The sequence below is a fragment of the Caldicellulosiruptor morganii genome (assembly GCF_026810225.1).
GTDB classification, from domain to species: Bacteria; Bacillota; Thermoanaerobacteria; order Caldicellulosiruptorales; family Caldicellulosiruptoraceae; genus Caldicellulosiruptor; species Caldicellulosiruptor morganii.
Genome location: NZ_CP113865.1, coordinates 1,940,614 through 1,953,894, shown reverse-complemented (window position 1 = coordinate 1,953,894; position 13,281 = coordinate 1,940,614). Strand labels below are relative to the sequence as shown.

Here is a 13,281-nt window from a genome sequence, read left to right as displayed (position 1 = left end):
CGAAAGGAGCAAAGATACATGCAGCAAAGTCTTCTCGAAAAGGTCAGGAAAATAAACAGGATTGTTCAGAGCAAAGAAAAGGAAATTCTGGACTTTAACAAGCTGTGCTGCATTGTGGGTGATGTTACAGACTCAACCGTTTTCTTTGTTGATGCAAACGGTAAAATATTTTCTAAGTATATAATGCCGTTTGTCAGTGCAGAGATTAAAGCCAATCAGGATGGGACTTTGAAAGAGGATGTTCAGAAATTCTTCTGGTCTTTTATTGATACAAGGATAAATTTGAAGCTTTCTGACATAGCAAAGATTGTGGAGGTAGAGAGCAAAAGGGTTGATATAAAAGATATATTCTGTACAATAATACCTATTGTGGGTGGCACAAGGCGATTTGGAACAGTTGTTTCTTTGAAGAGCCATACCGATTTTACAGAAGAGGATGTAATTCTTTTAGAATATGTTGCCACAGTTGTAGGGCTTGAACTTTTAAACCTTACCAAGGAAGAGGATGAAGAGGAAAAGAAAAAGAGAGAGATGATAAAGTCGGCAATAGATACACTTTCGGTTTCAGAGCTTGAAGCTCTGATTCACATATTCGAAGAGCTTAAAACAAATGAGGGGTTGCTGGTTGCAAGTAAAATTGCAGATAAGGTGGGAATAACAAGGTCTGTAATTGTAAATGCATTGAGAAAGTTTGAAAGTGCAGGGCTTATTGAAACAAGGTCCTTAGGATTAAAAGGGACGTATATAAAGGTATTAAATGATCTTGTGAGAAATGAGATAGAAAATTATAAGCATAAGCTGAAAGTAAAGTAGAATTTTACAGTTTAAAGAAAATAATATATAAAAAAGAGGGTTTAAGAGAGGACAGTAAAGGATAGTACCTGCTGTCCTCTCTATCTTTATTTCTAAAAAAATTTTGTATGGTATTTTTATCAAAAATTTTGTAAAATAAAATAAAAGATTGTCGAAATACAGAGGGAGTAAGAGAAAAATGATTAATATGTTTGACAGAATAGACTTTTACAAAAAAGCTCTGGATTATGCATGGAAAAGAAATGAGCTTATATCGAACAACATTGCGAATGCCGACACACCCGGCTATAAAGCAAAAGATTTGAATTTCAAAGCATTTTTGCAGGAATACCTGGCAAATAAGGATGAATTGAATCTCATAACAACCGACAGAAGGCATATAAAGTCAGACAAGGCGGATGATAGCAGTGCTGATACTTCACTTGAGGTTTTGGACAGTAGCTTTCAGATGCGACTTGATAGCAATACAGTGGATATTGAACAGGAAATGGGAAAACTTTTACAGAACTCTTTGTACTTTGACGGTGTAAGCCTTCAGCTGTCCAGAGAGATAAACAAGTGGAAGATGGTTATAAAAGAGGGCAGGTGAGATTAGAAAATGGGTATGTTTGATGCTATAAATATTTCAAGTTCGGCTTTGCATGCACAGCGGGTGAGGATGGATGTAATTGCCCAAAACATTGCAAATGCCAATACAACCCGCACAGAAGACGGTACACCTTACAGAAGAAAGATTGTTGTTTTCGAGGAAAGAAAGCAAAGTTTTAGCGATATTTTAAATGAAAAATTGAATGCTGCAAACACCAATACATACGGTGGTGTGAGAGTAAAAGCTATAATTGAAGACCCAAGTCCGTTTAAAAGAGTTTATGACCCATCTCATCCGGATAGCGATCAGAATGGTTATGTAAACTATCCGAATGTTGATATTGTAACCGAGATGGTGAATATGATTGAGGCATCCCGCGCGTATGAGGCAAATATCACTGCTATGAACATTACAAAGAGTATGATTACAAGAACATTTGAGATAGGAAAGTAAAGAGGATGTTTTTTAAAAGGGAGGATCATTGATGGTTGGAAGTATTAATTTTGACAGTATTTCAAAAACTTTCGAAAAATTAGTTTCAGATACAGGAAAAGATGTAAATAGAAACTCTTCCACCTCGTTTGTGGATTTTCTCTACAGAACTTTAGAGGGCGTTGATAATCTTCAAAAAGAGGCTGACTACCAGAACCAGCTTTTTACTCTCGGGCTTACGTCAAATCCCCAGGATGCGATTGTAGCATCCGAAAAGGCTTCCTTGGCTTTGCAACTTACACTTCAGATCAGAAACAAGATTTTAGATGCTTACAATGAGATTATGAGGATGCAGGTATAGCCTTTTTATATTTTTTGCGGGGAGGTATAATAGTTGCCTCAATTTTTAAGTGATTCTTTGAAGAATATAAAAGAAAAATGGGACAAGCTTTCAAAGTCTCAGAAAGCAATGCTGCTGATTTCTTCTTCTATAATTTTATTATCGGTAATTGTCGCTATTTATATTACTACAAGGCCACACTATGTTGTTCTTTTCTCGGGGCTTGATCCCAGGGATGTAGCAGAAATCCAGAAAACCTTAGATGAACAGAAGATTGATTCAAAGATAACAAACAGTGGAACAACCATTTTAGTAAAGGATACCGATATTGACAGGGCTAAAATGGCAGCAGCACTTTCCGGTTATCCCAAAAGCAGTGAGATCACATTTGAAGATGCTCTAAAACTTTCAAGTTCAATGACAGCAACAGAAGCTGATAAGAGAAGAACATTTATAAAGCTAAAAGAAAGTGAGATTCAAAAAGCCCTGAAAGAGATGACCGATTACATAGAAGATGCGGTTGTGAATCTCAGTGTGCCCGAAGATTATACATTTGCTCTAAAGGATGAATCTACAAAGCCAACGGCAAGTGTAAAACTTACTCTCAGAAAAAGTCTGTCGGCTGACCAGATAGAGGGCATCCAGAGATTCGTGGCTGCATCGGTGGAGGGACTTTTGCCAGAAAATGTGGTAATAATAGACAATAAAGGAAATTATTTGTCTATAAATTCAACTGATGTTGCTGAAGGTCTTTCAAGCAAGCAGCTTCAGCTAAAGATTGCAACAAAGAATGAGATAGAAAGGAAGGTCAAAGAGCTTCTTGGGAATTACGTTAGTTCTCCTGAGGATGTTAAAGTTTCTGTGAATCTGGATATGAACTTTGATATGCAAAAAGTCAGTGAAACAAGGTATTCGCCTGTCTTAGAGGACAGTGGTATAGTTGTTTCCAGAAAGACCACAAAGGAAGAGGCACAGAGCAACAATTCATCTACAAGCGGTGTTCCAGGGACCGATACAAACCCCACTCAAAATGCTCCACAGTACCCGCTTGCCACTCAGGGCGGGCAGTCTTCCTATTCAAAGACTGATGAAACTGTAAATTACCAGAACAATGAAAAAAAGATTGAGACAATCAAAGCACCTGGAACAATAAACTATGATAAGTCATCAATTGCGGTTGTGCTCTACAGGTATGTTACATACAGGCAGGAAGACTATGAAAAGTCCAACCAGGCAAAAACAATTGGCTGGGATGAGTTTAAACTTCAGAATCAGAACAATAAAAGAACTTTTTTAACAGATCAGAAAGAGATTGAGAATATTGTAAATATTATAAAAAACGCTACTGGAATTCAAAATGTAACTGTGGAGGGGTACGAAATTCCCACATTTGTTGACAAACCAGAGAAGCAGATTCCTCTTGATTATATTTATGTTGCATTAGCATTTTTACTTTTGATGATATTTGCGCTCAGTTTACTGATAAAATCTGTCAGGGTCAAACCGGCAAAACAGCTTGAGCTTGCAGGAATTGGGGAAGTAAGCATTTCTTCTGGAGAAGAACTTGCACAGGAGGGTTTGCAGCAGGCCAGGGAGAAGAGAGAAAAAGAAGAGGCTCAAGTGGAAGAAATAAATTTAGAGGAATTTGGTGTGAATCAGTATGAAAAACAGATAGATAAGCTTCTTCGCGAAAAGCCGGAGGTTGTTGCACAGCTTCTAAGAAACTGGCTCAATGAGGATTGGGAGTGATATAAAAAATGCCAAAAGCAGGTGAAATTTCTGGCAAGCAAAAAGCCGCTATGCTTTTGATAGCGCTGGGTCCAGAGAGATCTTCCAGAGTATTCAAATATTTAAAAGAGGAAGAAATAGAAGAGCTAACCCTTGAGATAGCCAATATCAGGACTGTTTCGCCTGAACAGAAACGAGCCATATTAGAAGAGTTTTACAATCTGTGTCTTGCACAGGAGTATATTGCAGAAGGCGGTATCGACTATGCAAAAGAGGTACTGGAAAAGGCACTTGGTCCTGAAAAAGCAAAAGAAATTATTGAAAGACTGACGGTGTCGCTGCAGGTTAGACCTTTTGACTTTATTCGCAAAGCTGATGCGTCACAGATAATCAACTTTATACAAAATGAACATCCACAGACTATTGCACTTGTTCTTGCTTATCTGAAGCCCCAGCAGGCAGCACAGGTTCTTGCATCACTGCCACAGGAAAAGCAGGCTGAGGTTGCAAGACGAATTGCTCTTATGGACAGGACCTCGCCGGATGTCATCCGTGAGGTTGAAAAGGTGCTTGAAAAGAAGCTGTCGTCGGTTGTAATGCAGGATTACACAGTTGTTGGTGGTATTCAGGCAATAGTTGATATATTGAATGCTGTTGACAGGGGCACAGAAAAGAGAATACTGGAGGCTCTGGAGATAGAAGATGTGGAGCTTGTTGAAGAGATTAGAAAGAGAATGTTTGTATTTGAAGACATTATCAAGCTTGATAACAGGTCTATTCAAAGAGTTCTGCGTGAGGTTGAGAACAATACGCTTGCAATTGCGCTCAAAGGCACAACAGAAGAGGTCAGAAAAGTTATTTTTAGCAATATGTCAAAGCGTATGGCAGAAATGATACAGGAAGACATGGAGTATATGGGACCTGTCAGAATACGCGATGTTGAGGAAGCGCAGCAAAAGATTGTCAATATAATACGCAAACTTGAGGATGCTGGTGAGATTGTAATAGCTCGCGGTGGGGGAGATGAGATAATTGTCTAATTTGATAAGGCACAATCAGGTGCTGATTCAAAACCCTGTGGAGACAAACTACAAGGTGATTTTGGAAAAGCTAATAAAAGCAAAAGCCGAGATTGAACACTATGAAAGAAAGCTAAAGGAACAGGAAGAGGAATTTAAACGTCAGCAGGAGCAGAATGAAGCATTTAGAAAGGAAGCAGAAGAGATTTTAAATAAAGCAAAAGAGGAAGCAGAAAGGATTGTAAAAGAGGCAGAAATTCAGGCAGATAAAATCAAAAAAGAGGCTTTTGAAAAAGGATTTAATGAGGGTTTTGCCAGGGGAGAGATGAATGCCAGAGCAGAATATGAAAAAGCACTTCAGGAGATAGAAAACCTTAAATTGCAGGTTTTAACTGAGCGCGAAAGAATATTAAAAGATGCTCAGAATGAATTGTTGCTGCTTGTGCCCATGATTGTGGAAAAGGTTGTGGAAAAAGAAGTAAGCGATAAGGAGTTTATCAAAAGCTTCATAAAAAATGCCATTTCTCAGCTTTCAATAAAGAGCAGTCTTATTATAAGAACAAGTAAAGAGGATTTTGATTATGTAAAACAAAACCTGGATGAAATTTTGCGGGGAATTGAAGGTATTGACAGAGTTGAAATCAGGATTGACAAGGCGCTGGCGTCCGGTGATATTGTGATTGAAACACCCTATGGGTTTGTGGAAACAGGTATAAAAACACGGCTTGAAAAACTTCAACAGATAGTCTTTTCAATAATTGGTGATTGAAATGTTTGAGGGCTTGATAACAAAGATAGAAAGTGCCAATTTTTATCATTTTACAGGTTTTGTAAATCAAGTTATAGGACTGACAATAGAGTCGATAGGACCTGCTGTGAGCATCGGCACAGTATGCAAAATCAAAACAGCAAAGTCAGAGACCTTAGCAGAGGTTGTAGGGTTTAAGGAAAACAAGGTGCTTTTGATGCCATACTCAGACCTTATAGGCATTTTTCCTGGTTGCAAGGTTATTGCGCAGGATAACATTTTTGAGGTCAGAGTTGGCGAAGAGCTCCTGGGCAGGATTTTGGATGGTCTCGGGCAACCCATTGACGGCAGAGGAGAGATAAAATCCAGAATAAAGTACCCTGTAGAGAACAGGGCGCCAAACCCTCTTGAAAGGCCGAGGATAGATTCAATAATGCCGCTGGGTATAAAAGCAATTGATGCTCTGCTCACAATTGGAAAGGGACAAAGAGTGGGGATATTTGCAGGAAGTGGTGTTGGAAAAAGTACACTGCTTGGTATGATAGCAAGGAATGCCAAGGCTGATGTGAATGTTTTGGCACTGATTGGTGAAAGAGGGAGAGAGCTCAAGGAGTTTTTAGAAAAGGATTTAAAAGAAGAGGGTTTGCGAAGGTCTGTTGTGGTTGTTGCAACTTCTGATGAGTCAGCACTAAAAAGAGTGAAAGCTGCTTATGTTGCAATGGCAATTGCAGAGTATTTTCGTGACCGGGGTATGGATGTTCTTTTCATGATGGATTCGCTTACCCGGTTTGCAATGGCACAGAGAGAGATTGGGCTTGCAATTGGAGAGCCACCTGTTTCAAGAGGATATACACCCTCTGTTTTTAGCATAATGCCAAAACTTCTGGAGCGTGCCGGCAAGAACCAAAAAGGTTCTATTACTGCTCTTTATACAGTGCTTGTGGATGGTGATGATTTTAATGAGCCAATTACCGACACAGCAAGGGGTATTCTGGACGGGCATATAGTTTTGTCAAGGTCGATTGCCAACAAGAATCACTATCCTGCTATAGATGTGCTTGCAAGCATCAGCAGGGTAATGAATGATATTGTAAGTCCTGAGCACAGGGCACTGGCAAATGAGACAAAGCGGATTTTGGCCACCTATAAAGAAGCTGAGGATTTGATTACAATTGGTGCATATACAAAAGGGACAAATAGCGATATTGACAGGGCAATTGAGCTTATGCCACGGATTAATGAGTTTTTGAGGCAAGATATTGATGAGAAATTTGAGTTTGCTCAGGAACTTGAGATGTTGAAGAGTATTATATCTTAAAAAGGGTTGAATAAAGAATGAAAAGCTTCAGGTTCGAACAGATTCTGAGGATTAAAAAGCAGCTGGAAGAAATTAGAAAAAGCGAACTTGCAAAGCAGAACCAAATTTTAAATGGATATATAGAAAAAAAACTTGAATTTGAAAGCAAGCTCAGTGAAACCAAAAATCAGCTAAAATTTATTTATAATGGCGTGTTTTCACCCGATGAAGCAAGGTATTATTCTCGGTTTATGGGAAGTCTGAGAAAAAAGATAGATATTCAGAATCAACTCATATATTATCAGCAGATGAAGGTAGAGGAGAAAAGAAAAGAACTTGTAGACAGCATGATTGAAAAGAAAAAATATGAGAGGTTGAAAGAAAAGTTTATGATAGGTTTGGCAAATGAACTAAAACATATGGAAAATAAAGAACTTGATAGAATAATTTCTTACAAAATCTACAAGAACCTGGGTGATGATGGTGTCAGAAAGTAGAAATGTTGATTCAGCAAAGCTTGAAAGAAATCAAGAAGGTAAGAAAAAGAAAAAGGGCAAAAAGGGACTGATCTTTCTGCTAATTTTACTCTTTGTGGGTGGGGCTTCTTTTGCGGCGGTGTATTTTAATCTTTTTGGTGCAAAGACTGCTTTTGACAGTTTACTTCAAAAGGCTTTGCCCGGTAAAAAAACTGCACAGTCAACACAGAAAGTGGACTTAGAAAAAGTTTACAGGCAGCAGATAGCTGAGCTTGAGAGGCAAAACAGGGATTTACAGAGCAAGCTAAAGCAGCTTCAGACAGAAAATTCGAATTTGCAAAAACACCTGCAGGATGTCACAGCAAGGCTAAATGATATTGTGGCAAAACAGACAGATATTTCAAACAAGGTGAAAGATTTTTCAGGTTATCTTCAAAATATGGATTCAAAAAAAGCTGCAAAGATACTGGAAAGTCTGATAGATACAGATTCACAGATGGCGTCAGCTGTTTTGAAAAACATTTCGGGTGAAACTGCATCCGAGATACTATCAAATATTTCTTCGAATAAGACGATAAAATTATTAGGAGTTTCGGGTCAGTCGGGGGCTTTGCAGGCTCAGAATATCTCAATCCTTGTTGATATTTATAAAAACATTGACTCAAGGATAGCAGCTTCTATATTTGAAAACATGATGGGTGATAAAGAAAAATATAACCTTGTGCTAAATATCTTAAAAAACCTTGATACAAAAACATCTTCACAGATAATTGCCAGCATGAAGCCTGAAAATGCTGCAAAGGTCACTTCTGACCTTTCAGCATTGAAATAAATTAAAAAATCAAGTTTTCAGTATTACTTTAAAACGAAAGGGGGGAAATTAAGATTTGGATGCAGGTTTGATAAGAATAGCAAGCGCTTTTTTCCCAGCAGCAGCATCAGGCAAAGCAGAGGAAAGCTTTCAAAATGTTCGAGGAACTGACAGAGTATCATTTAGAAAAGTTTTTGACAGTGCATCAAAAAAGGACACGGAAAGCAGTGCTCCGGCTGAAACTGGAAATAGGGAGAAAGGAGGAAAAAATTTTGCACCTGTTTTAAACCCCGAAGTAAGAAAAATGATAGCACAGAGTTGCAAAGAGACAGATGAAAGTTCAAATCCTGATATTGAAATGCTGCAAGAATCTTCCAAGGCTGCTTCAGAAAAAGAAGAAGTTTCTAATCTGATGCTGCAGCTGATACTGAGCCTGCTGCAAAATAGAGTAGGCAATACAGTTGAGTTTGAAAAGCAGGCTTTGAACGATAAAAAAACAGGTGCATCTTTGCCTTCTGAAAGGATAGAAGCATTATTAAATCTTGAAACTGCTTTTGATGCATCTGCAGTAACCAGAGCCTTAGCTGAATTTTTAAGAAGTACAAAGCAGGTTCAGAGTGCACCGGCTGAGTTTGAAAAAAGTGCTTTGCTCTTTGCAAAACTTGTATTTGAAAATGCTGATGCTCTGGGGCTCGGTGATGAAAGGCTTTATAGTGTTGATACTACAGCCAATCTCAAAAGCAGCTTTTTTGAGCATCTAAAAAATATTTTTTTAGATGCTAAAAACGGTAACATTCTTGCATCTGCAGTAACCAAAGCCTTAGCTGAATTTTTAAGAAGTACAGAGCAGGTTCAGAGTGCACCGGCTGAGTTTGGAAACAAGGCTTTGCCTTTTGCAAAACTTGTATTTGAAAATGTTGATGCTACAGCCAATCTCAAAAGCAGCTTTTTTGAACTGCTAAAAAATATTTTTTTAGATGCTAAAAGAGATAATATTCTTGCAACAGGTGATGAGAAGTTAACTGACAGTAAGACAGCCATTTTAGAAAAGCTATCAGAGATTTTATCCGAGCATTTTGGCAATTCAGCAAATCTTCATACTGATGTATTAAATGGTCTTTATGAAAGTGTAGCTTACGCTGAAGATAAGAGCACAAGCAGCAGCGATCATCTTCAAACATTGCTGCAGGACTTAAAAGAATCTGCGAAAACTGATATGAAAAGTTTGGTTCAAAATATGGAGAAAGCTGGTTCAAAAGACTCAAATGATGTAAAAGACTCAAGTGATGATGTAAATGATATTTCAGGTAAAGTTTTTTCAAAGTTTGATATAAATTCGCTTTTTAAAGTGGAAATAAAACCAGATGAAAATGCCATTAAGCCTTTAAGAGTGACAGTGATTGATCAAATAGCAGAGAAGATTCTGCTGAGCCACAAACAGAACCTGACAACTCTAACTGTTTCTATAAAACCTGAATGGCTTGGCAGTGTTGTGATTGAGCTAAATAAGGACCTTAGCGGTAATATTACAGGGAATATTGTGGTAACAAATCCACAGGTAAAAGAGGTTATTGAAAGTTCGCTTTCCAATCTTCTTACAATTTTAAAAGACCAGGGTATAAATATATCACAGTTGAATGTGAGCCTTGGAAATAATAGCAGTGGTCAGAAGTTTCAAAACCAGCAGCGATTTTTCCAGAAGCAAAACTCTATTTTTGATGTGCATGAGACTGACGCTTACTTGATAGAAGATCTGATATATGAGATGAGCGAGAATGTATTAAACTTGAGAGCTTGAGGTGAAAAAAATGGCGGAGACAGGTATTAACAATCTGACAGGAGTTTTTAGGCAGAGCTCAAATACCTCTTTTTCTCAGGCTGCTACAAAAAATACCCTTGGCAAGCAGGAGTTTTTGAATCTTTTGGTGACACAGCTAAGATACCAGGACCCGCTAAAACCTATGGAAGATAAAGAGTTTGTTGCACAGCTTGCACAGTTTTCTGCGCTTGAACAGATGCAGAATTTAAATGAATCTTTTGAGCTTGTAAAAGCCCAGGGGCTAATTGGAAGGTATGTGGTTGCCACAAACCCTTCTGATACATCAAAAACATTGGAAGGAAGAGTTGACAGCATAAGAAAAGATGGTAGCAAAGTGTATTTAAATATAAACGGGGTTGAAGTTAGTACAGAGAATGTCAAGCAGATTTACCACACATATGCAGAAGAAGTTTTGGCCGATATAATGGGTAAAATTCCAACAAAAGATGACCTGCTTGAGATTTTGAACTCTTTGCAAAAGGGTGAGAGTTCAAAATGACCATAAACAGAATTGGCAATATAAATTCTGAAAAACCAAACTATACAAAGACTGAAAAGAAAGATAACCATCAAAGTTTTGCAAATTTGCTTTCTCAAAACCTCAAGATTTCAAAGCATGCAAACAGCAGGATAAATACCCAGAATATCAATATTGACAAAAATATTTTGGCAAAGCTTGAGCAGGCCATTGAAAAAGCTGAGCAGAAAGGTCTTAAGAATGATGTATTGGTTCTAAACGGAGATGTTGTATACATTGTTAATGTAAAAAACAGAGTGCTTGTGACAGCAAAAAATGTAAACAGCCTGAGGGATAACATATTCACCAACATAGATGGAGTTTTGATGCTATAAAAAAGAGGGGGATGGACCCGACAGGTGGGAGGTCCCCCGTGAAGAAAAAGGCCTTCCTGACTGACAGAGGGAAGGTTTGAGATGTAGATATTTTAAGCAATTTAAAAGGGGGATTTTTGGAAAAATGATGAGGTCAATGTTTTCGTCAATTTCAGCGCTTCGTGCACACCAGACCAGGATGGATGTAATAGGTGATAATATTGCCAATGTGAATACAGTTGGTTTTAAATCAAGCAGAGTGACTTTTGCATCTGTGTTTGCGTCTGTTATAAAAGCAGCCTCTGCACCCGATACAACCTCTGGCAGGGGCGGTTTTAACCCTATGCAAATTGGTTTAGGCGTAAATGTTGCATCAACTGATTTGAATATGGCAAGAGGTAGTTTACAGAGAACAGACAATTTAACTGATTTGGCAATTGAGGGTGATGGATTTTTTGTGGTTGGTGGTGATGGGAAAGCACCACGATTTACAAGGGCAGGGAATTTTAGTTTAAATAAGGAAGGATATCTTATTACGGCAAATGGATTGTATGTTCTGGGGTATGCATATGATCCTAAGACAGACCAAATAAGCAAAAAACTGGACAAGATAAATATCACAAACTATAATCCAATGGGTGCTGAGCCGACTTCCAAAATAGTGTTTGGTGGTAATTTGAATAATGAATTTGATATAGGGAAAATATTATTATCTAAAACGGGTATAAAAATATATGGAACCTATAATGGTGAAAGTGATATAAATTTAACAGTGAGATATGATGGTAGCATTTATGAATATAGTATTGATGGTGGTAGGAGTTTTATTAAAATAAATTGGGATCCTGATGGCAAATTCAATTTAAATGGATTAACCCTTGAGAAGCCAACTGTTGTTACTCGTGTGCCCGAGGACACAGTAGAGTTAAAGCAGTATAAAAATTTTAATTCAAATCCAGTGTCATTAACAAATACAGGTATAACGGTGACAGGGAATTACTATGGAAGTGATGGAGCTACACAGTTGTCTGTAAAATATGATAGTGCCAATAAGAAGTACATGTATAAGACTGATAGAGACTCCAACTGGATAGAGATAACCCAGTGGGATGGGAACAAAGCTGTACTAAGTAATGGTTTAACACTTGAAAAAAAAGCTGTTGATCCTAATAGTGATGCTGAAGATAATTTAGTTTTGACTGAAGCAAAAACATTTAATAATGAAACTCTAAAAGACACAGGAATCATTTTGAATGGTTCATTGGAGGGGTATGATACTCTAAAAATATATTTTGATGGTAAAAACTACAAATACAGTACAGATGGGGGTAAAAACTACACAACAATAGATTGGAATCCTAGTAATCAGTATATTATACCAGGTAACAACAATACTCAATTAACTCTTACAAAACCTTCACAGAATCCTGAAATGCCAGTAGATACAATATATTTACAAAAAAGCTTGCCTTTTACAATAAGTGATTACAATGTCTTAAAACAGGTTTCTCCAAATGACATTTATTCCACATCATTTAAAATTTTTGATAGCCAGGGAAGCGAACATACTCTTCAACTTATGTTTGTAAAACTCGGGGTTAACCAATGGGAATGGATTGTTGATGGGATGAGAGGATCAGATGGTAAATATATTGATGAAAGATTATACCAAAATACTGATCCTGAGAAATCTAATAAGTTTATAGCATATGGACTACTTGAGTTTAACAATGATGGGAGTATTAAAAGTGATAGTTTGAAGGTTCTGGGTAATTATGAGGATAATTATACAGCTAATCCTGAAAAAAAATTTACTATTAAATTGGGAGATGGAACTGAAAGAGATGTCAAAAATATAGTTTTTGATTTATTTGATCCTGATAAGCTTTTTGACTTGAGCAAAATCACCCAGTATAATGGGAACAATGAACTTAAAATTTTATCGGTAGATGGATATACTGCAGGAGATCTTATGGGTTTTGAGATTGATCCAGCTGGTTTTATCAATGGTATATACTCCAACGGTCATAGACAAAAGATAGCTCAGATTGCTCTTGCAACATTTGCAAACCCTGCAGGGCTTCAAAGGATTGGGGATAATCTTTATATAAACACTGCCAACTCAGGTAATCCTGAGATTGGAACACCAGGTTCTGGTTCTCGAGGTACAATAGCTCAAGGAATGCTGGAAATGTCCAATGTTGACTTAGCAAGGGAGTTTACAGATATGATTGTAACCCAGAGGGGTTATCAGGCAAATGCAAGGGTTATAACTGCATCTGATGAACTTTTGCAGGATTTGGTAAATATTAAAAGATAAAAATAATGGGTAATAAATATATAAAGAGGATATGAAAAGGGAGGGGCAATGGGTTTGC

The 13,281-nt window shown here is 37.6% G+C and carries 14 protein-coding genes; all 14 read left to right on the top strand.

Features of this window, described 5'->3' with window-relative positions:
• Nucleotides 1-18 precede the first annotated feature (18 nt).
• The 14 genes from codY (at nucleotide 19) to OTK00_RS09725 (ending at nucleotide 13,223) form a co-directional block, all read left to right on the top strand.
• Nucleotides 19-813 carry a GTP-sensing pleiotropic transcriptional regulator CodY gene (codY, locus tag OTK00_RS09790; RefSeq protein ID WP_045168981.1) on the top strand — a complete coding sequence of 265 codons (795 nt, stop codon included), beginning with the start codon at nucleotides 19-21 and terminating at the stop codon, nucleotides 811-813.
• 178 nt (nucleotides 814-991) lie between these two features.
• On the top strand, nucleotides 992-1,402 hold the full coding sequence (gene flgB, locus OTK00_RS09785; protein WP_045168982.1) for a flagellar basal body rod protein FlgB: 411 nt from the start codon (nucleotides 992-994) through the stop codon (nucleotides 1,400-1,402).
• Nucleotides 1,403-1,411: 9 nt separating this feature from the next.
• Nucleotides 1,412-1,855 carry a flagellar basal body rod protein FlgC gene (gene flgC, locus OTK00_RS09780; protein ID WP_045168983.1) on the top strand — a complete coding sequence of 148 codons (444 nt, stop codon included), beginning with the start codon at nucleotides 1,412-1,414 and terminating at the stop codon, nucleotides 1,853-1,855.
• Between the two features lie 31 nt (nucleotides 1,856-1,886).
• Entirely contained in the window at nucleotides 1,887-2,195 is a 309-nt protein-coding gene (fliE, locus tag OTK00_RS09775; protein WP_045168984.1) for a flagellar hook-basal body complex protein FliE, read from the top strand.
• A 33-nt stretch (nucleotides 2,196-2,228) separates the two neighbouring features.
• The gene (fliF, locus tag OTK00_RS09770) at nucleotides 2,229-3,923 is read left to right on the top strand and encodes a flagellar basal-body MS-ring/collar protein FliF (protein WP_045168985.1); all 1,695 of its coding nucleotides are present in this window, start codon (nucleotides 2,229-2,231) and stop codon (nucleotides 3,921-3,923) included.
• An 8-nt stretch (nucleotides 3,924-3,931) separates the two neighbouring features.
• The gene (gene fliG / locus OTK00_RS09765) at nucleotides 3,932-4,942 is read left to right on the top strand and encodes a flagellar motor switch protein FliG (RefSeq protein ID WP_045168986.1); all 1,011 of its coding nucleotides are present in this window, start codon (nucleotides 3,932-3,934) and stop codon (nucleotides 4,940-4,942) included.
• Entirely contained in the window at nucleotides 4,935-5,690 is a 756-nt protein-coding gene (locus tag OTK00_RS09760) for a FliH/SctL family protein (RefSeq protein ID WP_045168988.1), read from the top strand. Before fliG ends, OTK00_RS09760 begins: the two co-directional genes overlap by 8 nt.
• A gap of 1 nt (nucleotide 5,691) precedes the next feature.
• Nucleotides 5,692-6,987 (top strand): flagellar protein export ATPase FliI, encoded by a 1,296-nt coding sequence (gene fliI / locus OTK00_RS09755; protein ID WP_045168990.1) that lies wholly within the window; start codon nucleotides 5,692-5,694, stop codon nucleotides 6,985-6,987.
• 17 nt (nucleotides 6,988-7,004) lie between these two features.
• Complete coding sequence (locus OTK00_RS09750; protein WP_045168991.1) at nucleotides 7,005-7,463, top strand: flagellar export protein FliJ; 459 nt, start codon at nucleotides 7,005-7,007, stop codon at nucleotides 7,461-7,463.
• Nucleotides 7,444-8,274 (top strand): MotE family protein, encoded by an 831-nt coding sequence (locus OTK00_RS09745; protein ID WP_268760779.1) that lies wholly within the window; start codon nucleotides 7,444-7,446, stop codon nucleotides 8,272-8,274. Before OTK00_RS09750 ends, OTK00_RS09745 begins: the two co-directional genes overlap by 20 nt.
• Before the next feature lie 55 nt (nucleotides 8,275-8,329).
• Nucleotides 8,330-10,051, top strand: coding sequence for a flagellar hook-length control protein FliK (locus OTK00_RS09740; RefSeq protein ID WP_052670856.1), 1,722 nt, complete (start codon nucleotides 8,330-8,332; stop codon nucleotides 10,049-10,051).
• A 10-nt stretch (nucleotides 10,052-10,061) separates the two neighbouring features.
• Nucleotides 10,062-10,571: a flagellar hook capping FlgD N-terminal domain-containing protein gene (locus OTK00_RS09735; RefSeq protein WP_045168994.1), complete on the top strand. Its 510-nt coding sequence runs from the start codon at nucleotides 10,062-10,064 to the stop codon at nucleotides 10,569-10,571.
• Nucleotides 10,568-10,924 carry a flagellar biosynthesis protein gene (locus tag OTK00_RS09730; protein WP_045168995.1) on the top strand — a complete coding sequence of 119 codons (357 nt, stop codon included), beginning with the start codon at nucleotides 10,568-10,570 and terminating at the stop codon, nucleotides 10,922-10,924. The genes OTK00_RS09735 and OTK00_RS09730 overlap by 4 nt, the downstream gene beginning before the upstream one ends.
• A gap of 124 nt (nucleotides 10,925-11,048) precedes the next feature.
• On the top strand, nucleotides 11,049-13,223 hold the full coding sequence (locus tag OTK00_RS09725; protein ID WP_241765457.1) for a flagellar hook-basal body complex protein: 2,175 nt from the start codon (nucleotides 11,049-11,051) through the stop codon (nucleotides 13,221-13,223).
• Nucleotides 13,224-13,281 lie beyond the last annotated feature (58 nt).